Below are 26,186 nucleotides of genomic sequence, written 5' to 3'. Positions count from 1 at the left end.
AAGGAACGACGGACGCTGCATGCCTGCAAAGCCGTCTATTCCAGGTTTGGGTTGTCGCGTTATTCAATTATGCACATCGCCGGAAAAATGATCGTAAGTGCCGCTGTCGCAGCCAGTGAGATCTTCCTGCCGGGTATCCTCGTCGCGGTTATGCAGGGAATCCTCGTCATCGGGCACATTTAATCCCGTTTGCCCAGGCTCGCTTTGCTCCTCTTTGGCGATCCAGTCCTCATTGACCATATGCGCCGGAATGGGAATTTCCTGCACAGCCAGCTTGCCGCCATGCGCTTGCGCGATCTCGATTGCAGAGGTCAGATCTCCCCCGTCCAGCTGAATATGAACATTAGGTTTTCCTTCCAAAAGCACTGGAGCATAACCAAGCTCATCCAGCGTATTGGATGCCAGCGCCGCGTCGTTCTCATCAGCAAATTCAAACAGCAGGTCCATATAATTTCGCATCGCGCACACTTTCCCTTCCTACTTGGAATGTCGACCCTATTGTCAACAGTGTGCCCTTTTTAATGCTGCGCCATGCAGACCTGCCGTTCACCGCCGCCTGAATCCATCAGAGATTCAGCCCTTCTCCTGCTTGAATCTGAGCATCATGAAGGTGGACAGGAATTTATTGATGACCATCCATACGAATACAGCCGGTACGATAAGCAGGAGCCCCCCAAGCCCGTACATTTGCAATCCTCCCACCAGGCCCATAAACCCAACGGCAGGCACCACGATCCAGAAGCGGATACGTTCCCCGGACTGCATGAGAACGTCGTCCGGCCACTGGAATTGAGCTATAAAAGCCTCAGCAATCACATTCCGCCAATGAGACTGAACCCAAAGCGACAACAGAATAGGGAAAACGGCGATTATGAGCAGCTTCAATCCCCCTGACGACAAGCTGACGGCAAGCACCGAAAGCGCGGCAAAGCTCAGCCAGATCCGAAGCAGGGAGAAGCGCCTCAGGAAAGATTTCAGAACGGCCTCCGCCAAGATGGCCTCCGCATCAAATGACTTGAAAATCCGGTTCGACTGGCGGAAAATCAACGGTCTGTTCAACTGGATACGCGGCTTGCGGGTGATGACGCCCCGCAGAAGCAGCCCTGTGACGGCCAGACGGGCCTTATGCTCCTGCTGGACGTCCGAGTCGAATGTATCGCGCGCCCGCAGCTTCAGGCGCATCAGAGCCAGGAGAAAGACGGCTCCAAGCGCAATCGGCAGCAGCAGCTGAAGCCAATCCGCTCCGAATATGATAACCGGTATAACATAGGTGGCGCCCAATATAATGGTGGACAATAGCTTCCACAGCCATTTGCGCCAGCCGCGGTAGCGCCCTTCGATCAGGTTGCGCCAAATTGCTCCGATCATTGACCATATAAGGGTAAATACAGCCAATGACACGACCGAGCTCATCGTGAGGCCATGCAGGGTAATGAGAAAAGGAAGCAGGAACGCATAGATCAGAACAGTCAGAATAGACAGTATGACAGCCGTGTAACCCATGCCGCGCAGCGTCAGGCTGCGGCCCCATTCTTTTCTCTGCAGGAGAAAGAGCACATCGGCGTCTTCCGCGAACGTCCGCAAACGTCCAACCAATACGGCAATCAAAGCAACCCGCTCACCAACCCACAAGGGCATGTCGGCAAGCCAGACCGGAGGGTCGCGCCACAGCTCCACATAAAGCCCGCCCCCGATCCAGAGTCCCGGGATCACGATATAAAGCCACACCGACCAATCCAGAGCCGTACGCCAGACGCCCCACTGCTCCCGGATATAACGGACCGCCCTGCGGCGGAACAGCTTTCTTGCCGTCCAGCTCCCGGGCTTGTCCTCTTTCACATCAAGCGGTGCTGCTGGTATTGACTCCACCTTAGAACCTCCCAAGAAGAACCGGCTGCCCGTCTTTCTTTGACGGCGCAGCAGGCTTCTTCATCTCAGAAATATATGTTGCCATATAGACCGGATATTAGACTTACTTCTAATTAAAAAACAAAACATGATGGCCGCGTTCTGCGCCTCTTCCGGCAGGTGCTGCCTGTTTTCCCGGATCAAGTAAGCGCATAGAAACAATCCGTAAGCGGCGCATCCGCAGCGCAGCCTGCCTGCTCCCTGACGGCGTCCAGCGTCCCCTGGGCGACAACGGAGCCGCCATTAATAAGCAGGATCCGGTTGCAGATTCTCTCGGCCGTATCCAGCACATGCGTGCACATCAGGACTCCGGCCCCGCGGCGTCGTTCCGCCTCCAGCAGCTCCAGGAAATCACGGGTCGCGCGAGGGTCCAGGCCTACGAAGGGCTCATCCACCACATATACATCAGGCTGCAGCATAAAGCCGATAATAAGCATCATCTTCTGCTGCATCCCTTTGGAGAAGCCAGTAGGCAGACGATGACGATCATCGGTCATGCGAAACCTGTCCAGCATCAATCCGGCTCTTTTCATAAAAGTCGTCTCATCCAGTCCATAGGCTGCCGCCGCCAGCTGCAGATGCTCCCAGAGCGTCATATATTCATACAGCACCGGCTGCTCCGGCACATAGGCGTAGCGTTTGCTCTCGCCTGAGAAGACGATCGTCCCATCCACATGGCGGAGAAGTCCCAGCAGAGACTTGATCGTGGTGCTTTTGCCCGCACCGTTGGGACCAATCAATCCAACCAGCTCGCCTGCCTCTACGGAAAAGGAAACGTCGCGGATAATCGGCTTGCTCTCTTCATAGCCGGCATTTCGGATGTCTACCGTTAATACGTTCATCGTTTACGTGCTCACTCCTTTATCTTCAAAACCGTTCACCGCGTGGCAAGCCTATTTCACTTCATTATAGTATATCGTACTCCGTCAATCACGTATAACCATCTTTAGGATGAGGAGGCATTCATGCATACAACAGCGGTCCCGGCCGTGATATACTCTTTACTACCACTCAAAGCAAAGGATGAGGAGCATTGGCCTTCGGCATAACGAGAGCAGAACTGAACCTTTGGAAGAAAACCGTCTTAAGCGGAGAAACCGCCTATTTGACCCATTACTGGTACGATCCGCGTTTTCCCGATATCACCTCCGTCACCAAAGTCGGCAATGCCAACCTGAAGCAGCTCAGGATATGGTGTGTGAAGCATGGATTGAATCCCAAATATATTCATGACCGTCCCCCTTTTCCCCATTTCGATCTCATGGGGGAGAAGCAGCAGGAAATATTGATGAAAGAGAATCTTCAAGATCATTTGACCCGGTTCAAGCTGGGCGGATAGCTCCGTATCTCATCCGCTGTCTTCTAATATAAAGGCACGAATATAAAGGCACGAAAAATAGCCGCTCCCTTCGGGCACCCCGAAGAAAGCGGCTCAATAAGCCAGTGCGCTAAACGGTAATACGGTTAACTAGTTCCGGAAAGACTTCAACGCCTCGTTCAAACCCCGTGTCTGACCATATACCTCCTGATAAATACGGAACAGGCCTGCGTAAGCGTCTACCGCCGCCTGCTGCGGCTTATAGACAGAAGCCCGCTTCACGAAACGTTCCGCGCATGCATCCAGACTTTCGAACCAGCCGCAGCCATAGGCGGCCAGCATAGCTGCTCCGAGGCCCGGTCCCTGCTCATTCTCAAGCGCAACGACGTCGGCATTGAAAATATCGGCCTGCATCTGCAGCCAGACCGGATTCTGCGCGCCCCCGCCGATGGATACGATGGTATCGACCGTCTTGCCGGCCTGACGGAACAGGTCGACAGACTCGTTGAGCGAGAAGGTAATGCCCTCCATAACCGCCCTGGCAAAATGCTTCCGTTCATGCGAGCCGTCTATGCCGATGAAGCTTCCGCGGATGACCGAATCAGCATGAGGCGTACGTTCTCCCACCAGATAAGGTGTAAACAATAGGCCATTCGCACCCGGAGCAATCCCGTCAATGCCGAAGAGCAGTTCATCGAAGGATTCGCCCTTGGCGAACGTATTCTTGAACCAGCTCAAGGAGTATCCGGCCGCAAGCGTCACGCCCATGGCATAGAAGGCATCCTCCTTGCCGTGGTTGAAGAAATGCACCTTGCCGGCATAATCATTGCCGCTGCCGCCCTCGTAGGAGAGAATAACCCCTGAGGTCCCGATGCTGCACATCGTAAGTCCCTCCTGCAGGATGCCTGCTCCAATCGCGCCGCATGCATTGTCCGCACCGCCAGCGAATACTTGAGTCGCAGCGGGCAGACCTGAGCGCTCAGCCGCCTCAGGCAGCAGCGTTCCAACCCGTGCATGCGATTCAACCAGCGGCGGGCAGAAGGATTCGCCAAGGCCGAAGGATGCCAGCACATCGCGGCTCCATTTTTTGCCCGCAACATCCAGCAGCAGCGTTCCCGCCGCATCGGAATAATCCATATTCAGCGTGCCTGTCAGCCGGTAACGGACGTAATCCTTGGGCAGCAGGAACAGCTCCGCCTGCGCGAACAGCTCCGGCTCATGCTTGCGCACCCACAAAATCTTCGGCAGCGTAAAGCCTTCCAGCGCAGGGTTGCGCGTAATGTTGAGCAGACCTGCTCCCAGCGTCTGTTCAATTTCGCGGCACTCTGCCGTTGTGCGCGTATCATTCCAGAGAATGGCGTTGCGCACAGGATTGCCTTCCCCATCCAGCAGTACAAGTCCATGCATTTGACCGGAGAAGCTGATGCCTTCTACCGCTTCCGGCGCAACTGCCGATGAGCGGAGCAGCTCGGCTATTGCGCCGAGCGTTCCTTCCACCCAATCATCCGGACGCTGCTCGCTCCAGCCGGAATGCTCATGGAACAGCGGATATTCCCGGGTAGCTTCGCCGGCGACCGCACCGCTGTTGTCAAGCAGCAGCGCCTTCACCGCGCTTGTGCCAAGATCGATCCCGATAACATAAGGCATATAAGCTCAGAGCCTCCCTATTAAATAGATGTTAAAATTTATACTCGAACTTATACGTTGAAAATAGCTTCGTTCAACAGAAGTTTAATCCGTTCCTGGCGGCCCGAGATGTTGACGATCGGGTTGTTCTGCAGGGCATACTGCTCCAGCGTGTGCAGCGTGGCTTTGCCGGCAACGATGTCTGCGCCGATGCCTTCGCGGAAGCTGCTGTAGCGGTTGTCGAGCACATTGTCGAGCACTTTGTTTTCAATCAGCTTGGCGGCCGCTTTCAGTCCCCATGCATAGCTGTCCATACCGGCGATGTGAGCCAGGAACAGATCCTCGTCCTCGAACGATCCGCGGCGCACTTTGGCGTCGAAGTTGATTCCGCCATCGCCAAGTCCCCCGGCTTTGAGCACTTCGTACAAAGTCAGCGTTGTCGCATACAGATCTGTCGGGAACTCGTCGGTATCCCAGCCAATCAGCAAATCGCCCTGGTTGGCGTCAAGCGATCCCAGCATGCCGTTAATGGCGGCTACGCGGATTTCGTGCTCGAACGTATGGCCGGCAAGCGTCGCGTGATTCGCTTCAAGGTTCAGCTTGAATTTATTTTTCAAATCATATTTTTGCAGGAACGCAATCGTCGTCGCAGCGTCAAAATCATACTGATGCTTCGTCGGCTCTTTCGGCTTCGGCTCGATCAGGAATTGGGCATCAAAACCGATTTCATTCGCATAGGCGATTGCCATATGGAACAGACGCGCCAAGTTGTCGAGCTCCAGCGCCATATCCGTGTTAAGCAGCGTGTCGTAGCCTTCGCGGCCGCCCCAGAATACATAGTTGGAAGCGCCCAGACGCTTGCCCACTTCAAGGCTTTTCTTCAGCTGCGCTCCGGCATAGGCATAAACATCCGCATTGGAGGTTGTGCCTGCGCCATGAACGAAACGCGGATGCGTGAACATGTTAGCTGTATTCCACAGCAGCTTTGTTCCGGTCGACTTCATGTTCGACTCCAGCAGATCTACAATGGTATCGAGGTTTTTGTTGGTTTCCTGCAGCGTTTCGCCCTCAGGCGCGATATCGCGGTCATGGAAGCAGTAATAAGGAATGCCGATTTTCTCCAGGAATTCGAAATTGGCGTCTACGCGGGCTTTCGCCTGATCCATGGCGTTGGCGGAATCCCAGCCGCGAACCGCTGTGCCTACACCAAACGGATCTGCGCCGGATGCGGTAAATGTATGCCAGTACGCTACAGCAAAACGAAGATGCTCTTCCATCGGTTTGCCAAGTACGATTTCCTGAGGGTTGTAATGCTTGAATGCAAGGGGATTGTCCGAACCTTTGCCTTCAAACGCAATCTTGCCGACTGATTTAAAATAACTCATAAATTTGGGCCTCCTAAAATGGTTTATGACGAGCTGTTTGATTCTTGAAAACGTTCTTATTGTTATATTAGCATTCCCGAACTTGGTTTGTCCATTAAACTAAGTCAAATTTTCAAAAAATAAATTTGCCCTTCTGCTTCTGGCTGCTTCCTCCCGCTCTTATTATCCTGAGCAAACAAACAAAAGATGCAACCTTCGTCCTGATCGTGGTAAAATCGTTCCCATATCCATGATTGTGGAACAGGAAGTTGGAAGAAAGGAAACCTGAGCGATGAAAACGACCGGAGATTTGGCCCTTGTCAAAAAAATCAATACAGCGATTGTGCTGGATGCCGTTTTGAAGAACGCTCCTCTATCCAGGGCCCAAATATCCGAGCAAACCGGACTTAACAAAGCAACCGTATCCAGTCTGGTTCAGGATCTGATTGATGCTCATCTGGTAATTGAGACCGGTCCTGGCGAGTCAAGCGGTGGACGCAAGCCGGTTATGCTGGTATTCAGGGGCAGCGCAGGTTACGCCATTGGCATCGATCTGGGGGTAAATTACATCCGCGGTGTTCTTACGGATCTGGAGGGAGCGGTCATATCCGGGCGCGAGCTGACGCTCAAGGCCCATGAGATTGAAGACGTGCTGCCGAAGCTGAATGACTGCATCGAATCCTTGATCGCAGCCATGCCCGAGAGTCCTTACGGTCTTGTGGGGATCGGCATTGGCGTCCCGGGAATCGTCAATGATCAGGGCGACATCCTGTTTGCGCCGAATCTGGCCTGGTCCCATGTGCCGATGGAAGCCATCATGAGAGAGCGCTTCGGCGTGCCGGTTACCATCGACAATGAAGCGAATGCCGGAGCCCAGGGTGAGCAGAAGTACGGCGCCGGGCGCGGAATTGCCGATCAAATCTATGTCAGTGTGGGAATCGGGATCGGAACCGGGATTATTCTCGGGAAAGAATTATACAAGGGCGCTTCGGGCTTCTCCGGTGAGCTCGGACATTTGTCGATCGAGATGAATGGCAAGCCCTGCCGCTGCGGCAATAAAGGCTGCTGGGAGCTGTACGCTTCCGAGAATGCGCTGCTTGAGCAGGCCGAGCCCTTGGGCTATGGCGATCTGGAGGCTCTTTTGGCAGCTGCCGGCAGAGGGGATGAAAAGGTAATCGAGCTTCTGCGGAGGATCGGCGAATGCTTGGGGATTGGCATTGCCAATATTGTCAACGTGTTTAATCCCGAGGTCGTGATTATCGGCAACCGGATGAGCCGGGCCCGCGAGTGGATCGGTGATGCTGTGCGCGATGCCGTAAGCAGACGTACGCTCTCTTATCACCGGGAGAAGCTGCAGATCCTGTTTGCGGAGCTGAGTGAACAGTCTGCGGTAAGAGGAGCCGCGTATTATGCAATCAGCCGGTTTTTCGTGAAAATAAAAGACGGAGGGTAAGCCCGTTTCATTCCTGAAATGGGCTTACCCTCCTCTAAAATAGCGGGAGTATCGGTGAAACGCGCTGAATCTTATGATGCTTTTGCAGCCGTTTCTGCGTCGGGTTTGGCCTGCTGCTCCGCAGCCGCCTTCTTCGCGGCCACGATTTGATCAGTTGGCTGGGTAAGGATGGCGAACAAGACCGCCGCTTCCTCTTTACGTGTCACCGGCTTCATCGAATGGAAGTCGGCAGCGCCTCCGGGCTCAATCTGAACCTCCGGGCCATGCAAGCCCAGTGCAACCGTCATTTGCACGGCTTGAACCGCCCATTCCTTCGTTATCCCCGACAGCTTCACATCTTCAAAAATCTCCGGCGGGTACTGGGCTTTGAGGAGCCTCCACAGCGTGACTGCATACTCCTCGCGAGTAATAGCCCGATCCGGCTCGAACTGGCCGGCGCTGTTTCCCGTGACCATACCCATTTCATAGGCCATCTGAATGAAAGGCGCAGCCGGATGACCTTCAATATCCTTGAAGGCAAGCTCGGTTGTTTTACTGCCCTTGATAAGGCTTGCTTCCAATATTCTCTGTACAAACTCCGCTCTTGTTACGTTTTGCTCCGGATGGAATGCTTCTCCGGCATCATTAGGATAATAGCCCAGGGACTGCAGCGCGAATATATATTTGGCATACGGGTGGCTATCCTTCACATCGCTGAACCCGACTGCCTCCTCGCCCTTGCCGCTGTACCCCAGCGGATTAATATAGGGCTCCTTCATATAAGCGACTTGTCCGTTTTCATCCAGCTTGAACGCGGTAAACTGATTCGTTATATTATCGACAAACAAATTATCGTCTAGTTGCCGCAGGCTGCGGGGACCGAGAAACGTATCGGAAATCGACAGCGCCCCCTGCTCATCAGCACCAAGCGATGAAACAAAAACATTCAGCCGGAGATCGGCATAAAGCCCTTTGAACTTATCCAGCTCTTGCGGGGACTGCGGTGTATATTCGTCCAGCACAGCCGGTTGGGCATACTGCGGGAAGAACGTTGATATGAACTGGGGATAGAACAGATTCCGCAGCGCTCCCGCTTTGTTGTAAGTAAGAAAAACACCGGTATTCTGTTCGGGAATCAGGAATAGATAAGAGCTGAAGCCGTTTAAATCACCGGCTTTGGTAATGATTTGCGGGCTGCTGCCGGCTCCGGGAAGCTGGAAAGGCGCCTCAAAACCATAGGTGGTATCGGGCAGCAAAGGATGAATAAAGGAACGGTATTGTTCCATCGAAGCTACGGATTCCTCTGACAAAATACGGCCTGAACCGCTTGTTCCCCCATTCAGGAATGCCGTCATAAATTTACCGACATCCTCTGCGGTCGACAGCATCCCCCCATGCGGCATAACCGTTGGTGTAACCGTATACAGCTCAAGCGGTTTACCGGCTGCATCATAACCAATCGCCAGATTCTCTTTCAGCTTTCCTTCAAGCAGAAAACCGCTGTTCTCCATACCGAGCGGACCGAATATATGATCGTCCATATAAGTCTGGTAGGGCTCTCCACTGACCTCCTGGACAATAAGACCCAGCAGCAGATAGGCGAAATTATCATACATGTATGAAGTCCCGGGCTCGCGGACTACCGGCGGCATATGCCCGCGGACATAGTCTTCGATCTCCACGAACCTGTCGAAATCCTGATGGATATCCTCTGCCTGCGGGTCACGGATTTCAAATCCGGTTGTGTGGGTGAGCAGCTGCTCGACCGTGACAGGCTTATCAAACGGATTGTCGAAATCAAGATTGTTGACATAGCTGCGGAAATCTTCTTTCAAGTCGATTTCCCCCTGCTCCACAAGCTGCATAATGGCCGCAGCGGTAAAGGTTTTGGATACGGAAGCGATGCGGAACACGGTCTGGGCAGGGTCTACCGCTTTCTGCTTCGATGCATCTGCATAACCATAGCCTTTTTCGGCGATGATCTGGCCGTCTTTGACGATGACGACTGAAGCTCCGACATAATTGGGTTTCACAACATCCGATGAAAAGAATTCATCCAGAAATACTTCCGCGCTGCTTGCCGTCAGGTCCTTCGGCTGCTGCAAATCGCTGCTGCTGCTGCTAACCTCTGCTGCAAGCGCTGTTGGTGTTATGAGCGATATGGACAAGGCCGCAATAACTAACGATTTAACTCCTGCATAGGACATCGACTTCCAAAATAACCGTTTCAATTATCCGCTCACTCCTCTTAACCGTTTATTTTTCCCATGGGATTGTTGTCTCATATAGATCACTGTTTCCGCATTCCACAATTCTCTTGCTATGGCAAGAAATCACCTCCATCAGGTCATTGGATCATCCACGCATGATAACCCTATCGATTTAATATCACTTATCGATACATCCATTATGGATATATCTATTAAGGATATAGTAATCAAAGGGGTAATTTTTGTCAATGGGAGATTTAAGCGGGACAATTGCCTGTTTGAGGGTAATAATATTACGGCAGCCGAGGCACAGTCGTTCCATAAGATTCCATATTTAATAGACTGGCACCTGTAACATCTCCTTTAAATTATCGATAACTAGATATCTAATGACACAAACATATTCTTATAAGCTTCGTACGATTCAAATTCAATTCCGTTGATGAAGAATGTTGTGACACAAACATGCCAACAAAACAAACGGAAGTCGGCAGCGAACAGTCACCATCGGCTCTGGGCGCATCAACTCCTAGCAACTCGCTCCGACGCCTGTCACCCGCATCGAGACCATCACACCGCCGAGGTACGCACCAGCGATCCTTCGTCCTGTGCGTCACTACCCTTTCCAGGCAGCTTGACATGATTACACATTGTGGCTTATATTTAATAATATACTTAATTAAGGAGGTTATTAATTGGCTGCGAAGGACTCACTCAGCCTCATCTTCGCTGCGCTTGCCGATCCGACACGCCGAAACATCCTGACCAGGCTGTCACAGAGGCCAGCGACAGTCGGGGAGATCGCCGAGCCCTTCGAGATTAGCGCACCCGCGATCTCCCAGCACCTCAATGTGCTGGAGCGAGCAGGACTGATCGAACGCACAGCGAATGCACAGTGGCGGACCCTGTCGATGCGCACCGAGCCACTCGATGAGGCATCGGCCTGGGTCGAGAAACACCGCCGTGAGTGGAACCAGCGCATCGACGCACTGGAAGAACACCTCAAGACCATGATCAAAAAGGAGGAGCAATGAACATGTCTACATCCGCACCGGAGTTCACCATCACCCGCACCCTGAATGTCCGCCGCGAGCTCGTGTGGCGCGCCTGGACCGAGAAGAAGGAACTCGCCGCCTGGTTGCCTTCGACACCTCTGGAGTCCATCTCCTTCGACGTCCGCGAAGGCGGACGCTACCGCTACACAATGGTCAACAGCGAGACCGGCGAGGAGTATCACACCGGGGGTGTGTTCCTCGATGTCGTACCTTTCGAACGGCTCGTCTTCACCTGGGGTTCCCCCGATGATCCCATCGAGAATTCCCCTGTCGTGACCCTAACCCTCACCGCACAGGGCGACCGCACCGAGATGATCTTCCACCTGCGCGGATTGGTCGGTCAACCCGGCGATAAGTACTTTTACGATGGCTGGTCCAATGCGCTGGACGATTTGACAACGCACCTGCACGACAAGAAGCAGTAGATGGCGAGCAAGAACAGAAAGGGAGCCTTCATGGGTCCCTCTCATCTTCGAACAGATATCCTCTCCGTGAGACGGCTGCTCGCAAGATGCCTACGGCGGCATGGGCCAAGTCCCACCGGCGCCCGCGACGAGGATGCATCGTCCTCCCACACGGTCCTCGTCGGCTTTGGCATCAGGGTCGCCCCCCCCCGTTGTGCAGCAGGCCGCGACGTCCGGCGTGTCCGATCGGGACGCCGGACGTCGCGGAGACGGTCGTTGCCGGCTATCGCCGGCCGCCGCCGCCAATGCAGACGCGATCATGGTGAGCATTCACCGCAAATAATTATCGATTCTTATGCGTACATGATTGTGCCATAGAACCGTATGAGGGGATGTTTGTGTCACTGGATCGCGACACAAACATCCCCTCAATACTAACAAGGCTCCTTGATTTTATTGAATTGTTAAGTTGGGATGTTTGTGTCATCAGAGGGCAAAATAAACGAATGAAAAACTCGACACCACGCGCGGAAATAAAAACGACCAGTTCCCCGACAGGGAATTGGCCGTCACTGTATCTTATTTGGGTTAGACGCAAGTTTTCCAATTTATACTTGTTTCATGCCACCATCAACAAAGAGTTCGATGCCATTTACGAAACTGCTATCCTCCGAAGCTAAAAACAGAACGGCCTTGGCAATTTCATCGGGTCTGCCCAATCTTCCTTGCGGTACAGCGTTTGCCAGGACTTCCAGCAATTTGTTCTGTTGTTCTTCCTCAGGACCTGCAATTGCAGCCAGACCGTTCGTTCTGATTGGTCCGGGGCTTACAACATTAACCCGGATCTGCCGATTTTTCAAATCCACCAGCCAGTTGCGCGCAAAAGCTCGTACGGCCGCTTTGGTCGCACCATAAATACTTCCTCCAGAAGAACCGCTGGTGCCTTGGACGGAGCTGTTTAGAATAATCGAGCCGCCATCACGAAAAAGCGGAAGCGCCTTTTGAACAGTAAACAACACACCTTTGACATTAATACCAAAACTGTGATCAAAAATTTCTTCTGTTATTTGGCCCAATTGAGCGTGTTCCACGATACCGGCATTAGCAAAAAGAATGTCAATGTGTCCGTGGTTTCTCGTCACAATATCGTAAAGCCGATCCAAATCCGCTATTTTCGAAACATCACTTTGAACTGCCGTCACATTTCTCCCGATTTGCTCCACTGCATCATTAAGTCCGGCCTGATTACGTCCCGTGATGTAAACATACGCTCCTTCTTCTACGAATTGTTGGGCTGTTGCAAGACCAATCCCCGTGTTTCCTCCCGTTACGACCGCTACTTTTCCTTCGAGTTTACCCATGTTCAACACTCCTAAATGTTATTTTATTTAACTTACTAGTAAATAAGTTTATTTCATTTTTTTGTCGCCATTCTCTTTAAAAGATCAGGCGACTCATTTCTTTGAATAATTGCGGGAATACGCTTATACCCAGAACCCTCTGATACTGTAAAATTCCTTTACCACAAGAAAGAATTAGATACGCTAAAGAATTGGTGTCGCTGGAGCTTTCAAGTAAGCCTTCGCTTTTCATATCTGTCAGAATATCCGCAAGCACGGCTATTTCCTTTTGACTAACTAATTGAACCTTTTTTTGTAACTCTTGCGGCAATGACTCATAATCCGTTTGAAGAGAGGAGAGCGGACAGATTTCATGGTCACCGAATCGTTCAATTCTCTCTTCAATAAATTTATTTAGTCTTTCTTGAGCTGTATGTGATGCAAAGCGTACTGGGAATTGTTCCAGAGCCTGCAGCATTCTATCGGCAATAGTTAACCCCAAATCCTCCTTTTTTTCAAAGTGGTAATGGATACTGGCTTTGGTTACACCGAGCGGCTTAGCCAAATCATCGTAACTGAATGCTACGTAACCTTTTTCTTGAATTAAATTGAACGCCAACTCAACAATTTGTGTTTTTCGATTGTCCATATCCGCATTTTAACCAACTAATTAGTAAGTGTCAAATAAGTTGCTTACCTCATATTGATACTTACTTACTAGTTGATAGGTATTGTAGCACAAATACTATAGGAATTCAAATTTTATACGAAATTGATGCGGAGCCAGGTCTTTATAAGCTCCGCACCAATCTTTGGTTATACCTTCGAAGACTGGCTTCTATACCTTTCCACCATGCTGGTTATCGTTTCGGCTGTGCCCGCCTCATATGGTGTAACCGATCCGTTTCCGCTGTATTCCAGACTATTCTCTCGGGACTCCCCGTCTTCTCTTTCATAGAGTTCCATAAAAGCCTTAGCTCCTGGCTCATACGCTTGAAGCAGGCGCAGCTTCCATCCGCCGATTCGCTTGATATGGGGATCACTTTTTATAGCCGAACCTGCAAGGGAAAGCAGCTCTTCCGTTGAAATTGCCGGCCCCCCGCGCAGTCGCCAGGTTTTCCCATACGAGGATGCCTGTAAGGCAAGCTCGACCACATATCTGGCGGCATCTTTGAGATACAGGTATTCCCGTTTGAAAGATAGATTGCCTATAACTTTCGCAGGTTTCCCTTTCGCGATTTTTTTGAGCGGATAATGAATGATTGTATTAGAAGCGGCTGCTCCATATAACTCTGGACTAATCAAACGTAAATAATGTTTATCGGAGAACGTCATTTTGCTCTCTCTATCAGGACGATAGACACCTTCGATTACAACAACTTTCGCACCCGTTTGAGACGAAACTTTCTCAACTGCTTTGAGCATTTCTTGAACCGCCTCAGGTTTCTCATCATACGTCAAATAGATGCCACAGAAAATAACGTCTACCCCCAACGAAGCCACTAGTAGTTCATCCGGATTCTGTACATTTCCCTGCACAGTAATCAAATTCGTTGCATTAGGGTAAGTTTCTTTCAACCGATCCAACTTGCGCTGCGACCCGGAAATGGCAATGACATCTACACTTTCCCTTATTAGTTCATCGACTAATGCTCCACCTATTCCACGACCTGCTCTAATAACTATTGCTTTACGCATCGTTTTCACTCCTGTATTTTCAATATTAGCTGCAAAATTACCTGTTTTGTTCCTACACGGAAAGGCTCCAAGAACATCATTTAGTAATTGATTAATCAATAATTAATAATTAAACTTCAATAAATTTATCCTCTAATTCAAATTAAAAATCAAAACTTAGGTAAGTAACCGCAAGTAAAAGGAATACGCCAGCACTTATCAATAATTTTTTTATGTTTCATATTTTCACTTCCTCATCGGTCATTTTTTTGTTTTTTTTCTTGACGAATATTTTCATTGTTGCCACCGCTTCTTATTATTGATTGATCAATCATAATTTGATTATAAATCGCACCCTATTGATTTGCAATAGTAAATTTATTGATTGATCAATCAAAATTATTTGCAATCCTTTCAATTGCTGCTGGAATAATGAGAAGTTATATGGTTAGAAAACTAAAAGTCCGCGATAATGCGGACTTGATTCAGATATTACTCTTCAATTTCAATATTACGCTTTACTTGTCATATCTGCTACCTTTTCAAGCCAAGCTTTCCGCGTAGGTTCATCCGAGCGGTCAACTGAATCAAAGAATATGTGATACAGTATTTCAAATCCACAATACTCAAATATTCCTTTATCAGAAGTGAGACGAAGTGCATCCTGCATGCCATTTGCTTCATATTCAGCAAGGGACTTACCTTGCGTATTAATAATCACGGCTTTTTTTCCTTTTAGCAAACCTTTTTGAACTCCATCCATGTATTTGTAAGCAAATCCATATGAAAAAACACGTTCAATATATCCTTTCATCATGGATGGAAGACCTGTCCACCAAATGGGATATATGAAGCTGATTACATCGGCCCAAATTAAATGTTCTTGTTCCCGGAGTACATCATCGTCGGCTCCTTCAAAGATATTCTTGCCGGGATCAAACCCCATATCATATAAATCTCTAACAATTACTTCATGCCCGCCTTTCCGGAGACCTTCCGTGGCCTTTTGCAAAATTGCATGGTTAAAGCTGTCTTTTTGGGGATGCGAAAAAATGATTAAATGTTTCATTGCATATGTGCCTCTTTTCCAAACATGGATTTGATTTTCAAAATTATTGTGAACAAACAAGTGATAAATATACTGGACTTGGCTAAATAAATACCGGAGCTTCCCGTGCCGTTATGGTTTGGGCTGCCGACGTACATCATGCGGCGCATGAAGAAACCCAAAAGCTGCGGCATATTTTTGTCCGCAGCTTTTGGGTTTGATTTTAGACAGGCTCGTTCATCAATTATTCAAATCGTCCGGTATATCCATGGTCAACGAGAAGGTATAGCCAGGAAGCACATCCGGGAATTCAATGCCATCAATATGAATAACTTTGACAGGATCGAATTTGGCTGTGACCATTTTGCCCTGCGCCTCGTCGAAGTAGCGGGCTTGACCGGCTTTGTAATCCCTGCCAAACCGGCGTATCATGACGCCATAGTTTTGGATTTCAAGAGAGTACTCCGTGCTTGGTGCGTTTACATTTGCGGAAGCGTTATGAATATCCTTTTTTAGCTCCTCATAGCTGCGGCTGTCGAAGGAAACGCGGATGGTGTCTGGGTTGATTTTTTCGGGAAAAGCCCAATGCCATGTGTTCTCTTCGGATTCAAGCAGAATTTCCGGACGGAACATGTATTCCAATGTCATACATTCAATCTTGATGTCGCGGCTGCGCTTCTCTGCGCCGGAAGCGGTAATGGTATAATATCCGGCCTTGGTTTGATTGGGCGCAAGCTCAAATGATGCTTTTCCGTTTACAACATTCTGAGTGCTTAGTACTTTTCCGTCAGGGTCCTTGATCGTAACCGCAGAAGCATCGGACACAACCGGTATCGTTACAGGAAGGCCCTCTACAAAATCTCGTTTATTAACGGTAGCAACGCCATACTGCCCCGGTACCGACCATGGTATTGCCGTCGGGTCGATTTCAAACGGGTGGAACGTGAAGTCTCTTGGGACAACGGATTGGGTTGCAATGTCATTCCCGCGGTAATCCGTGAATGTTGGTGCAATCCCCCGGAAGTTCATGTCCGCCATGGCAAAAGCCGAGGCTGTTTCAAGATTGGTTTGCGCGTGTCTTGTCTTGGGGGAGATGACAAGCCCAAGGTTCTGGGACGCACCCAGCAATTCAAATACGGGTTTTGCGCCGGCAGTGGAGATAGCCACACTTTCAGGACCGTTCCAGAAATCGTCCATACCTTCTGTTATCATCACAGGGCGCGGCGCCATCAGCGCAATCAAAGCATGGTGATCCAGCGGATAATCATACTTGTTGGCGTTGGTGAACTGCTGCACACGAGACGAAAACCATGCAACATAGCTGCCCTGATTCTGACTCATCTGTTCTTTGCGCAGGCCTGTGCGGGCGCTGTACAAGCTGCTCGGATCCATTTCGTCTGCTGTATAGTTCGTATAGGTGTTGTTGTTGCCTGCGGGATATTTTTTGGAGTCATGGGTAAAACGCAGACTGGACGCGCCCCACTGGCCGGAATGCTGCACATACGCCATACCCATGCGCTCATCAAAGGCGCCCGCCAACAGCGCTCTCTTGCCATTTTGCGAAAATCCGGCAGAAATCATTTGGGTTTCGTCAATTTCAGGGAAAAGACCCTTGCCGGTAACCGGATCACGCCATTCCAGAGCATCTATAACCCGTGATGCGGCCCATGCGCTGGCAATCAGCTTGCCCGTGTTGAACTCGACACTGTCAGGGTCGTAAGGGAACAAGTCGTAATACGTCCCGGTGTAATTGGCGTTATTGCCAACATTGGTGTTGCCTGGCCATGGGATAGAGGCATATCCCTTTGCCTGATAGCCTGTCGGACCGCCGCCGATAAACGCCGGAACCGGGAAGCTTTGGCCAATGGTATCAAGATTCTCCTTGGTTGGAAGCGTGAAAGCAACACTAAAGGTCGTTGTTTTAACAATCGGTGCTGCCTGATCGTCAGGATTTGGATATTCTTTGGTCATGGTCACATTCAGCGTATTGCCGGTACGTGTTGCCACTAGCGTATCCGGCCTTTGAGTGTAGCCGTATTCATAGTATTGAAGCATATTGGCAATTTCCGCACGGCGCGACGTCCAATCCGCAGCGGTTTCAACCATAGATCCGTCATTAAACTTAAACAGATTAGGCAATTCATAAATAGGCTGAAGGCTTCCGACATTCGGGAAGGTCGGGAAGGCCGTTGGGGTTGTGGCGGCGTTTGCCGTAGAAACCGTCTCTGAAATCATTAATAGACAAAGCAGCAGGAATAATAATTTCTTCGCTCTGGACATTGTGCATCCTCCTTGTTATCTATTGGTCTACCATTCAATGATCATTCGGGCTACCAGCACCAGATCCTCGATATCGATCTTGTTGTCGCCGTTCATGTCGCCGCTCTTCACCAGATCCCAGTCCGGATCAGCTGATGTTTTGCCGTACGATTTTGCCATAACTGCCAAATCGCCCACACTCAATTGATCATCGTCGTTGTAATCTCCAGGAATGTATACAATGACTGAATCGCTGAATACTTTTACCGCTTGCCTCAATTGATTTGCAGCCTGTTCGATATCCGTCAATGTGGAGGACGGATTGTTCAGCACCTGCTGTGCCGCCACGATCGCCGTATTCAGCACCGCTTTCGAGCCTGCCGGATATTGACCGACCTGTTTTCCTTCGACTGCGTTGTCATGCAAGGTCCCCGCTTGTTCAATCAACTCGGCCAATGTCAGCTTCTCGACGCCGATAATCTCGATTGAATGCGAAGCTCCCGAGACTTCATGTTCTGCTCCTGCACCGTCAGCGACCACCGCATTCGTGATTTTGACATCCGCTTGCCCGCTTGCAGCGTCCGCTTTCGCCTTGAAGCTCAGCTTCATCAGGCTGCCGTCCGGACCGGTCTGTAAATCGTCGAGGAAAATGCTAAGGAAGCGAATAACCCCCGGTGCCGATTCTTTATGATCAACGATGATAAAGTCCTCGTCCAGCGATGACGAACCGACAAATTCCAGCTTGCCGGCATCGAAGGAAACGGTGATATCCTGCGCAAGCCCCTCGCCGCTGTAATCCTTCAAACTGTAAGTAATGTCAAATGCTTCTCCGGCTGAAACACTTCCGGGTCCGGTCAGAACGCTCCCGCCGCTAATGCCCGATTTTATCCATTTTGCAAATAGAAACAGATTAGTTCCGGTAACTGGCGTTTTCAAATCCCATTTGTTAACGAAGGTCTCATTATCCAGGTACCACCCGTCAAACGTATAGCCTTCGCGTATCAAGTCTGCCGGGACTATATCTTCCACTGTGTCGCCTACGTGCTTTGTTTCAAACAAGCTTACGGTTTTGGCATCGTCATTATTCCAGAACATGACGAAGACGCTGGCTCTGTCTGCGGCCATGGCGTGCGTATTAGCCATTATGAAAACCATAGCAATCGCCAGCATGCAGGATAAAAGTCTTTTCCCCATAATCCTAATCTCTCCTTTGAATTAAGCTGCCTGGACGCCAAGGCACCTCTTTTCGATTATTTTATCCCCGAAGAAGATTGCCCAGATAAGAAGAAACGGCTGTCGCCGTCCTTTGGTGGCGCAGCAAGCTTCTTCCCTCAGACCTTATAGAAATGGATAAATGTGAAACTTATACATTCTATAAGGTTGAAAATAGCGGCTGCATTATGCTCTACCTTTTCCTCCCTTCACTGCAGCCTCCTCTTACGTTGTTATTATATGAATTCGATAATCTGTAATCCATGGATAAACCAAAAATAATTGGTAATTATCAAATATTTATAATAATATATCCCATATAAAAATCGTAATTTTTTTTGAAATGCTCAAACTAACTATAGTTTTGCAGCCATAGAAGGAGAATAACCTTTGCTCGCTTTGAATACTTTGCTAAAATACGAAATATCGTTAAACCCGCACCGGTCCGCTACCTCGCTCACGGTAAATCCCCCTGTATGCAGCATCATCTCCGCATGATTGACGCGTATTTTGTTGATATATTCCTTGACCGAATAATTCGTATTTTTCTTGAAAAGCTTGCCTAAATAAAAAGGATGCAGTTGAAGCATGGCGGCGATCTCCGCGATATCCACCTCTTCAGCGAAGTGCTCCATAATATACGCCTTGACTTTGTTCACTCTGGGATCATAGGGAGTGTCGAGGGATTGATCGTAATAAATCGACAGCAGACGATGAAGGATCAATTGAAATAGCCCCCGTGCCCGCATCACATATCCCGGCTGCTTGTTCATCCAGACATCATTGAACTCTCTGATATGAATGAATATCTCATTGGTATTGAAATTCTTGTTCACCCTCTCAAATGGCAGAGGATTGTTGTGATAGGCGTCCATCCATACAAAATTGAAGGCGAACGAGTGCATCGGGGATTCCTTGACCGTCTTGGCCTCCCGGACGCAGCCCGCCGGAATATAGATGACGTCACCGGCTTCTACCGCATGCTGCCGGCCGTCCACCTTATAAACCGCCTGGCCTTCGACGACGAAAGTAAGATCATGAAAGTGGATCGTTTGCTTCTCTATTTCCCACTCGGGGAAGCAGCGCCGATCCACAAAATAGACGACTCTGGGAATATGGTTTTGAAATCGTTTAATGCCCATATGAACGCTCCCCCGTATTGAGCTCTTTCTTCTTCCTGTAAATCCCAGGCGTCACACCAACAATTTTCTTGAAGGCTCTATGGAAGGAAACGGCATGAATATAACCCACCTGGACGGCAATATCGGGAATCGAATGATCGGTGGACAATAGAATCTGCTTGGCATTCTCCATTCTGACGACAGACAGATAATCGATGAAATTGATGCCTAATTGTTCCTTGAACAGGTAGCTTATATATTTCGGATTGATTTTGAATACATCGGCAAGATGAATCAGAGAGAGATCAGGATTTGTATAATGTTCATCAATATAGCGTCGTACCTCCTCAACTGTGGAGGCATACTGCTTGCTGTCCCGCAAATGCTTCATCTGTGCTTCGAAGGTAAGCAAGGGACCAAGAAACGATTGCTGCACCTCCTCCAGGCTTTCAAATGTGGAGAAGGTCTGGCTAAGCATCGGCAGCGCCAGACTCTCCCACACTTTCTGATAATCCACCGGAAGCTCTTTGATCTCTCTGTGGAATGTATTGAGAAGCACGTTGATCAGCGCAACGGCGTCATCCCGGTTCATGCTTCCGGAGCGGAACGAATCGAACAGCTCATTGAACGCTTCCTGCCAATTGGGCTCTCCCATCCGGTACATGACCGGTATTCGGCGGATTTCCGGCAAAAATTCATGAATCGACAGGTAGTACGTATCCTCAATGGTATTTTCCGTAAAAATGACCTTGTTCGTTCCCGAAAAAATCTTTTGCTTCAATGTATCCGACGCCTGCTCGAACGAAAGCGAGATATTGTCCGGCGAATCGACGATACTGCCTACTCCAATCGTTACCGTATATTTCAAATGCTCCTGGACCCATCTGCGGAAGGGTTCGAGCAGATCCGTGACGCCCGGCTTTTTTTGAACTTCATTATGAGGGTCGCCGAGAAGCAGCATAACCAGTTTGTTGCTCTCCAGCCATTCCAGCCAAATGGTGCATTTCACGGACAGGGCTACTTCCTTGGCAACGTTGACCATCGCGAATTTGATCAGATTCTGATCCCGCTGGCTGTATTCCACGCAAAATTGCGGATACTTGTCGATCTCGGCCACAATGACGCGAAACTGCTGCGAATCGTAAGGAAGCTGCAAGCCAGCCATCTCGCGCCGCCATTCCTCAGACCCGACGACACGGTTGCCCATGAGCACATCATGATAAAATACCTTTTTCTTATAGACCAGATCCTCCTCATGCGTTTTCTCGTAATCGATGGATTGGCGGATCAAACGGTCGATGGCGGAATCGATAATGATCAATTCATGATTGCCTTCAAAATCGATGATATTGTCCTTCCGCTGTGTAAAAGACTGCAGCCGGTCCATGATCGTACCGATCGGCTTGTAGTTGATTCTGGCGATAAATATAAACCACAAAATGCCGATAATCGTGAAAAATAATGCCGCAGCGGCAGGAATGATAATGGAGGCTTCGGGAAACTGCTTCACTGCAAAACGGCTAAGACCGCTGCGAAGCGTCCATCCTGTATATTCGGAGCGCAGCTCCGCCAGAATTTTCCCATCCTCCTCCGAGCCGGAGCCGCTGAAGGAATGGCCGGACCGGTTAAACAGCTCAATATAGCCGTCGTTTATTTGGGAATCCGGATTCAGCAGTGCCTTAATGGAGGAGGTTTTGACATTAACCACCAGGGCTCCGAGCTCTCCGTTCGCGAACGGGATATCCTTCACCAGGGAGACGACCTGTTCCGTCCTGCCTTGAAATATCGGCTCCTGATAACTTCTTGGATCGCTCCACGGCTTGGAGGGCTGCTCCTTCAGCTGCGGAATCAGAAAGGCGGCATCCGGGAATGCGGACAAGGGAATCCGCATCAGATTAGTCAAAACCGTATTGTCGCTTCTCCGGTACAGATAGACCGAGTCGATCAGCGGATTAATGACCTTCCAGCCTCTGATCGTCTCCGAGGCTGCGCCTTCCTCCAGGACGAGGCCCTTGCTGTCGTAGAAGAAGCGAATCAGCCTGGAATTATCGGACAATTCCTTTATTACCAGCTTATCAATCTCCTGCAGCGAGTAATCGACCAGCCTCAGCAGGCGTTCGGTCGCTAAAGCATTGACCTGCTGCGAGGCTTTCTTGGACATGTCGTTCAGGGAGATGAAGGTAATGCAGGCCAAAGTGATAAGCACCATCACGAAAAAGGAGACATAGGGAATGAGCTGTCGATATAACCATTTCCGGTTCACGGGGGCGCCTCAATTCTTAAATGAGCATTGTATTCACCAACTGATACAATTTGTATCCCAATTGACACAACAACAAGCGTTTGCAGCAGCGCAGCAAGCTTGACTTAAGACCGCTATTTTGCAAGGTTAACCGGCACCCTACCGGATAGAATAATAGTCTTTGGTGAACAGCACTCTATCCTTTTTCTCCGTGAACCATTTTCCGTAATATTCATCCACCGCAAGCCCTCCGGACTGCTCCCAGGCATTCCGTGCGTCCGCAACGGCCTGCTCAACCGAATACGACGGGTTCACAATCGCTTTATTATAGATGTCGGTAAGCGCCTTGGTGCCGTCATTGATGGATAATTGCAGCGTCTGGGGCAGGGTCGGCCAATTCCCGATGGGATAAGCGAATTGCAGGGCGGGATTCAGAGAGAATTTCTCCCCCTGCTTCTCAATCATGATGTAATCCTTGTCGATCGGATCCTCCGGATTAAGCGAGGCCGCCAGCGAGTTGCATTTGCCCAATATAATGCGTGAAGCCGGCATGTACAGATCCAGGGTCCAGGCCATCTCGCGATTATACTTCTCCCGACTGGTATATTGATAACAGCCTTCCTTATTGATGAAATAATGCTCGCCTTCTATCCCGAACCGGAGCGCCGTCAAGGCTTCCTCCGACACGATAAAGTCGATGAATTTCATTACATCCCTGGGGCTTTCCGCCTGCTTGTTGATCGCTCCGACGAGCTGAACCGGGGCTTTGGCGAACGGATTGAATTGACCGAATGGCCCCTCCGGGAGCGGCATTGCCTTCACTTTGGCGGACGGGACTTTATCAATGAGCGATTGGATAATGGGATAGGCATCCTCAATGCCGCTGCTTACCCAGAATATGCCGAGCTTGCCGTTCACAAAATCGAGCTTGGCCTTCTCCCCGCTGCTGTCCGCCAGGAAATTATGGTCGATAAGTCCGTCCTCGAACAATTGTTTCTCATAGTCCAGGGCAGCCTTCACGCGGTCCCAGGCCCGGATAACCTTCCCGTCTTCAAGGATATAACCGACGTTCTGGAACATCATATCGATAGGCCGTATGCCGCCTGCCGTTTGACCGTTCAGCAGCGAGCCCAATCCCGCAAAGTTAATTCCCAGCGTATCCTTGATGCCGTTTCCGTCAGGATCCTGATATGTAAACGCTTTCGATACTTCATATAATTCCTCGGCCGTACGCGGCTGCTCCAGATGGAGCGCATCGAGCCAATCGCTGCGGATGAGCAGGGAATGATTGGTCTTGATCCCTGTTATCTGGGCGATCAGATACATATTGCCGTCCTCTTCCGTGGCCAGCTTGCGCACCGAAGGATACGCATCCAGCAGCTGCTTGTAATCCTTGCTGTAGCGGTCAACCAGATCATCGATGGGAAGCACCTGCTGATTGGCAATCAACTCATTAAGAAAGGACCATTCGTAGTCCAGGATCAAATCCGGCGCTTTTCCCGATGCCAGCAGCATCTTGTACTTCTGCACGGAATCGCCGCGCGAGATCGGAACAAATTTGACATTCACAGGACTATGCTCGTTAATCCACCGGGTCCAGCGGTTATTGTCTACCGTGCCTTCCGCGGTGGGAACGCTTCCACGATCATAAATGCCGACGGTAATTTGAGGCTTTTCTGCTGCAAGGGGCGGGGCGGAAGATTCTGCTGCCGGGTTGCAGGATGTCAACGTCAGCAGCATGGAGAAAATCATTAAGGAACTAGCGGCAGTAAGTACCCGGAATCGCTTCCATATAACCATGGATCTGTCAGCCTCGCCTTCTCTTATTTCACCAGCTTTTGGAAGTAATATCATTGTAGCAGGCGTGAGCTGGAAACGTCCATATACTTGTTTCCGAGCCTTAACATTATTCCAAAAAGAATCTTCCTTCCACCATATCATGCATGCTTTGTGGCAGTTTTTTATTCCTTATCCTGCAAAAATCGCTGCTGCTATTTCCGCCAAGTCTTGTATATTGACTATGCCATCTCCGTTCAGGTCATAATCCTTGGCTTCCATCCAATCCGGCTGCTCCGAAGTCCGGCCATAGAATCTTGCGGTAACCGCCAGATCGCCTACGCCCATTTTCCCGTCGTGGTTGTAATCACCCGGCAGCGAGGTGCTTATCGTCACATGATGGGCTGCGCTGCCCACTGAAGTTTCTATGCCTTGACCGTCACTGACAATCAACCTGGTAACGGTAATCGCCGATGCTCCCGATGCCGCTTCCGGCTTCACTTTAAACTGCAATTTGACGAAGTCGCCGCTTGGACTGGACTGCAGCTCTCCGAATCGGACCGCTATGAACCGAATTCCGCCCGGTGACTGGACATGATCCAGGATCGCGTAGCGTTCGGCATCCAAAGCCTCTGTGCCGGTCAGTTCCAGTTGATCCGGATTATACGTCAAGGTCAGATCCTCAGCGGTTATGGCGCTCTTCCGCCCGCTTAATCCGTATATCAAGTCAAAGCTATCACCCGCTCTTGCGGTACCCGGTCCGGTTAATACGATGGCTGCTGTCTCCTCCGCCACGCCCGACAGTATCCAGCGGGCAATCTCGGACACGTCAGCTATATCCACCTGCCCGTCCCCGCTCACATCCGCACCGGCATAGCTGCCCCAGTCGGGATCGGCGGATGTTCTGCCGATAGACGAAGCTGCGATCGCCAAGTCCCCGACCGATCGGTTGCCGTCCTGGTTCAAATCCCCCTCGACGGCAGGAAGCAGCTGGATGCTCCCGAAAGAAGGACTCTCCGCATTATCAGCCTGCGCAGCCGGCAATCCTCCGAGGCCTGCTGTCATACCCAGCAGTAGTGCCGCCAGCAATCTTCTTACGCCCGCTCCCAATCTCATAGGCTTTTCCATTCTCCTTTCCAGCAGGTGCAGCTTCACGCCTTAATCCGCCCGGTAGTCCAGCAAAGCCATAATCAAAGTCACGGCTTCCGCACGGGTTGCCGTACCAGCAGGATCAAAGCGGTTGTTTCCCTTCCCGTTTACAAGTCCGGCTTCCGCCGCTGCCGCGATGGCAGGATGTGCCCAGGATGGAATGGTGCCGGCATCGGCAAATTTGGATTTCCCCTCCGCTTCCATATTCAGCCCTGCAGCCCGGGCGATCATGACCGCCATTTCAGCACGGGTAATGGAATTGGCGGAACGGAAGGTGTGGTCCGCATACCCGACGATGATGCCCGACCCTGCCGCCTCCGACACAAACGGCCTCGCCCACTCGGGAATCCGGTCCAGATCGGAGAAGTTCAGCGTCACGCCGTCTCCCGACGCGGGCAGCTGAACCGCGCGCACCAGCATCGCGGCAAATTCGGCGCGGGTAACCTTGCCATTCGGACGGAAGGTGCCGTCCTCATAGCCCTTCACAATACCGAGTGCCGCCGCCCGCTCGACCGCCGCCTTCGCCCAGTGGCCATCCAGATCGCTGTATGTGACGGCATTCTCCGCCGAAGCGATATCAAGCTTCAGCTCAACATCCGGCGTCAGCGTCACCGCCTCAACCTGGCTGTCGACGAGCTTGACCCTCGTCAGCACAACAGCCGTCTCACCTGCGGCAATGCTCTCAAAGGACAAGGTCGCAATCGCAGCCTTGCCATTCTCCCCCGCAGTCTTGCCAAGCTTCGTATGCGCAAAGACGATCTCCCCGTCCTTGTCCATCGCGGGTACGGTAAGTCCAGTCCAGTGTGATGAAGCGCTCTTGAAGCGCAGATGCTCCGCATCATAGCTCATACGCAATTCATAGCCATATAAATCAGTCAGCTGTTCCCCTTGGACCGTCACGCGGATGTCCTGACCTACAGCGGGAGCCTCATTGTTTGCCGATAATGAAAAATGCGGCGTGTCCGCTCCCATTGCAGCATAAGGGAATAATGAAAGGCCAAGCAGCAAGCATAAGCCCAGTGCGGTAAATTTGCGTCTCAACATG

21 protein-coding genes are annotated in these 26,186 nt (G+C 50.5%); 4 read left to right on the top strand and 17 right to left on the bottom strand.

What is annotated here, in order from left to right; translation table 11 throughout:
- Positions 1 to 63: 63 nt before the first annotated feature.
- The 3 genes from ACFOLF_RS25800 to ACFOLF_RS25790 form a co-directional block, all read right to left on the bottom strand.
- Positions 64 to 459 (bottom strand): hypothetical protein, encoded by a 396-nt coding sequence (locus tag ACFOLF_RS25800; RefSeq protein WP_210044114.1) that lies wholly within the window; start codon positions 457 to 459, stop codon positions 64 to 66.
- 114 nt (positions 460 to 573) lie between these two features.
- Positions 574 to 1,869, bottom strand: a complete 1,296-nt coding sequence (locus ACFOLF_RS25795; protein ID WP_210044113.1) for an ABC transporter permease — start codon at positions 1,867 to 1,869, stop codon at positions 574 to 576.
- Between the two features lie 179 nt (positions 1,870 to 2,048).
- Positions 2,049 to 2,750: an ABC transporter ATP-binding protein gene (locus tag ACFOLF_RS25790; RefSeq protein WP_210044112.1), complete on the bottom strand. Its 702-nt coding sequence runs from the start codon at positions 2,748 to 2,750 to the stop codon at positions 2,049 to 2,051.
- A gap of 191 nt (positions 2,751 to 2,941) precedes the next feature.
- Between ACFOLF_RS25790 and ACFOLF_RS25785 the strand changes: the two genes are divergently transcribed.
- On the top strand, positions 2,942 to 3,247 hold the full coding sequence (locus tag ACFOLF_RS25785) for a hypothetical protein (protein ID WP_210044111.1): 306 nt from the start codon (positions 2,942 to 2,944) through the stop codon (positions 3,245 to 3,247).
- A 129-nt stretch (positions 3,248 to 3,376) separates the two neighbouring features.
- On the opposite strand, the gene xylB is transcribed toward ACFOLF_RS25785, so the two are convergent.
- Both xylB and xylA read right to left on the bottom strand, forming a co-directional pair.
- Positions 3,377 to 4,873, bottom strand: a complete 1,497-nt coding sequence (xylB, locus tag ACFOLF_RS25780) for a xylulokinase (protein ID WP_210044110.1) — start codon at positions 4,871 to 4,873, stop codon at positions 3,377 to 3,379.
- Between the two features lie 50 nt (positions 4,874 to 4,923).
- Positions 4,924 to 6,237 (bottom strand): xylose isomerase, encoded by a 1,314-nt coding sequence (gene xylA / locus ACFOLF_RS25775; RefSeq protein WP_210044109.1) that lies wholly within the window; start codon positions 6,235 to 6,237, stop codon positions 4,924 to 4,926.
- A 271-nt stretch (positions 6,238 to 6,508) separates the two neighbouring features.
- Here xylA and ACFOLF_RS25770 point away from each other — a divergent pair, with 271 nt between their 5' ends.
- Positions 6,509 to 7,669 carry an ROK family protein gene (locus tag ACFOLF_RS25770; protein WP_210044108.1) on the top strand — a complete coding sequence of 387 codons (1,161 nt, stop codon included), beginning with the start codon at positions 6,509 to 6,511 and terminating at the stop codon, positions 7,667 to 7,669.
- A 71-nt stretch (positions 7,670 to 7,740) separates the two neighbouring features.
- On the opposite strand, the gene ACFOLF_RS25765 is transcribed toward ACFOLF_RS25770, so the two are convergent.
- Positions 7,741 to 9,879, bottom strand: a complete 2,139-nt coding sequence (locus ACFOLF_RS25765; protein WP_379113395.1) for a serine hydrolase — start codon at positions 9,877 to 9,879, stop codon at positions 7,741 to 7,743.
- Positions 9,880 to 10,553: 674 nt separating this feature from the next.
- Between ACFOLF_RS25765 and ACFOLF_RS25760 the strand changes: the two genes are divergently transcribed.
- Positions 10,554 to 10,892: an ArsR/SmtB family transcription factor gene (locus ACFOLF_RS25760; protein WP_210044107.1), complete on the top strand. Its 339-nt coding sequence runs from the start codon at positions 10,554 to 10,556 to the stop codon at positions 10,890 to 10,892.
- A 2-nt stretch (positions 10,893 to 10,894) separates the two neighbouring features.
- The gene (locus ACFOLF_RS25755; protein ID WP_210044106.1) at positions 10,895 to 11,338 is read left to right on the top strand and encodes an SRPBCC family protein; all 444 of its coding nucleotides are present in this window, start codon (positions 10,895 to 10,897) and stop codon (positions 11,336 to 11,338) included.
- 587 nt (positions 11,339 to 11,925) lie between these two features.
- Here ACFOLF_RS25755 and ACFOLF_RS25750 read toward each other — a convergent pair.
- From ACFOLF_RS25750 to ACFOLF_RS25700, 11 genes are all read right to left on the bottom strand, one after another.
- On the bottom strand, positions 11,926 to 12,678 hold the full coding sequence (locus ACFOLF_RS25750) for a glucose 1-dehydrogenase (RefSeq protein ID WP_210044105.1): 753 nt from the start codon (positions 12,676 to 12,678) through the stop codon (positions 11,926 to 11,928).
- Positions 12,679 to 12,754: 76 nt separating this feature from the next.
- Positions 12,755 to 13,306 carry a TetR/AcrR family transcriptional regulator gene (locus ACFOLF_RS25745; RefSeq protein WP_210044104.1) on the bottom strand — a complete coding sequence of 184 codons (552 nt, stop codon included), beginning with the start codon at positions 13,304 to 13,306 and terminating at the stop codon, positions 12,755 to 12,757.
- Between the two features lie 167 nt (positions 13,307 to 13,473).
- A complete protein-coding gene (locus ACFOLF_RS25740) occupies positions 13,474 to 14,355 on the bottom strand; it encodes an NAD-dependent epimerase/dehydratase family protein (protein ID WP_210044103.1) in 882 nt (293 codons plus the stop codon).
- Between the two features lie 490 nt (positions 14,356 to 14,845).
- Positions 14,846 to 15,403 carry an NAD(P)H-dependent oxidoreductase gene (locus ACFOLF_RS25735; protein ID WP_210044102.1) on the bottom strand — a complete coding sequence of 186 codons (558 nt, stop codon included), beginning with the start codon at positions 15,401 to 15,403 and terminating at the stop codon, positions 14,846 to 14,848.
- A 219-nt stretch (positions 15,404 to 15,622) separates the two neighbouring features.
- Positions 15,623 to 17,662 carry a glucuronyl esterase domain-containing protein gene (locus ACFOLF_RS25730; RefSeq protein ID WP_210044101.1) on the bottom strand — a complete coding sequence of 680 codons (2,040 nt, stop codon included), beginning with the start codon at positions 17,660 to 17,662 and terminating at the stop codon, positions 15,623 to 15,625.
- A 27-nt stretch (positions 17,663 to 17,689) separates the two neighbouring features.
- Entirely contained in the window at positions 17,690 to 18,835 is a 1,146-nt protein-coding gene (locus ACFOLF_RS25725; RefSeq protein ID WP_210044100.1) for a cohesin domain-containing protein, read from the bottom strand.
- A gap of 374 nt (positions 18,836 to 19,209) precedes the next feature.
- Positions 19,210 to 19,995, bottom strand: coding sequence for a helix-turn-helix domain-containing protein (locus ACFOLF_RS25720; protein ID WP_210044099.1), 786 nt, complete (start codon positions 19,993 to 19,995; stop codon positions 19,210 to 19,212).
- A complete protein-coding gene (locus tag ACFOLF_RS25715; protein ID WP_210044098.1) occupies positions 19,985 to 22,237 on the bottom strand; it encodes a helix-turn-helix domain-containing protein in 2,253 nt (750 codons plus the stop codon). The genes ACFOLF_RS25720 and ACFOLF_RS25715 overlap by 11 nt, the downstream gene beginning before the upstream one ends.
- A gap of 138 nt (positions 22,238 to 22,375) precedes the next feature.
- A complete protein-coding gene (locus ACFOLF_RS25710; RefSeq protein ID WP_210044097.1) occupies positions 22,376 to 24,016 on the bottom strand; it encodes an extracellular solute-binding protein in 1,641 nt (546 codons plus the stop codon).
- Between the two features lie 168 nt (positions 24,017 to 24,184).
- On the bottom strand, positions 24,185 to 25,108 hold the full coding sequence (locus ACFOLF_RS25705; RefSeq protein WP_210044096.1) for a dockerin type I domain-containing protein: 924 nt from the start codon (positions 25,106 to 25,108) through the stop codon (positions 24,185 to 24,187).
- Between the two features lie 42 nt (positions 25,109 to 25,150).
- Positions 25,151 to 26,185, bottom strand: a complete 1,035-nt coding sequence (locus ACFOLF_RS25700) for an S-layer homology domain-containing protein (protein WP_379113393.1) — start codon at positions 26,183 to 26,185, stop codon at positions 25,151 to 25,153.
- Position 26,186 lies beyond the last annotated feature (1 nt).

The sequence above is a fragment of the Paenibacillus sepulcri genome, assembly GCF_042647105.1.
GTDB classification, from domain to species: Bacteria; Bacillota; Bacilli; order Paenibacillales; family Paenibacillaceae; genus Paenibacillus_Z; species Paenibacillus_Z sepulcri.
The sequence above is the reverse complement of the archived record's forward strand: the minus strand, read 5'-3'. Positions and strand labels throughout refer to the sequence as shown.

What these genes read in the sequence shown, in the direction of transcription:
- ACFOLF_RS25800 (WP_210044114.1), bottom strand. Translation starts at nt 459, where the DNA reads ATGCGAAATTATATGGACCTGCTGTTTGAATTTGCTGATGAGAACGAC.
- ACFOLF_RS25790 (WP_210044112.1), bottom strand. Translation starts at nt 2,750, where the DNA reads ATGAACGTATTAACGGTAGACATCCGAAATGCCGGCTATGAAGAGAGC.
- xylB (WP_210044110.1), bottom strand. Translation starts at nt 4,873, where the DNA reads ATGCCTTATGTTATCGGGATCGATCTTGGCACAAGCGCGGTGAAGGCG.
- xylA (WP_210044109.1), bottom strand. Translation starts at nt 6,237, where the DNA reads ATGAGTTATTTTAAATCAGTCGGCAAGATTGCGTTTGAAGGCAAAGGT.
- ACFOLF_RS25770 (WP_210044108.1), top strand. Translation starts at nt 6,509, where the DNA reads ATGAAAACGACCGGAGATTTGGCCCTTGTCAAAAAAATCAATACAGCG.
- ACFOLF_RS25755 (WP_210044106.1), top strand. Translation starts at nt 10,895, where the DNA reads ATGTCTACATCCGCACCGGAGTTCACCATCACCCGCACCCTGAATGTC.
- ACFOLF_RS25750 (WP_210044105.1), bottom strand. Translation starts at nt 12,678, where the DNA reads ATGGGTAAACTCGAAGGAAAAGTAGCGGTCGTAACGGGAGGAAACACG.
- ACFOLF_RS25745 (WP_210044104.1), bottom strand. Translation starts at nt 13,306, where the DNA reads ATGGACAATCGAAAAACACAAATTGTTGAGTTGGCGTTCAATTTAATT.
- ACFOLF_RS25740 (WP_210044103.1), bottom strand. Translation starts at nt 14,355, where the DNA reads ATGCGTAAAGCAATAGTTATTAGAGCAGGTCGTGGAATAGGTGGAGCA.
- ACFOLF_RS25735 (WP_210044102.1), bottom strand. Translation starts at nt 15,403, where the DNA reads ATGAAACATTTAATCATTTTTTCGCATCCCCAAAAAGACAGCTTTAAC.
- ACFOLF_RS25730 (WP_210044101.1), bottom strand. Translation starts at nt 17,662, where the DNA reads ATGTCCAGAGCGAAGAAATTATTATTCCTGCTGCTTTGTCTATTAATG.
- ACFOLF_RS25725 (WP_210044100.1), bottom strand. Translation starts at nt 18,835, where the DNA reads ATGGGGAAAAGACTTTTATCCTGCATGCTGGCGATTGCTATGGTTTTC.
- ACFOLF_RS25720 (WP_210044099.1), bottom strand. Translation starts at nt 19,995, where the DNA reads ATGGGCATTAAACGATTTCAAAACCATATTCCCAGAGTCGTCTATTTT.
- ACFOLF_RS25710 (WP_210044097.1), bottom strand. Translation starts at nt 24,016, where the DNA reads ATGGTTATATGGAAGCGATTCCGGGTACTTACTGCCGCTAGTTCCTTA.
- ACFOLF_RS25705 (WP_210044096.1), bottom strand. Translation starts at nt 25,108, where the DNA reads ATGAGATTGGGAGCGGGCGTAAGAAGATTGCTGGCGGCACTACTGCTG.
- ACFOLF_RS25700 (WP_379113393.1), bottom strand. Translation starts at nt 26,185, where the DNA reads ATGTTGAGACGCAAATTTACCGCACTGGGCTTATGCTTGCTGCTTGGC.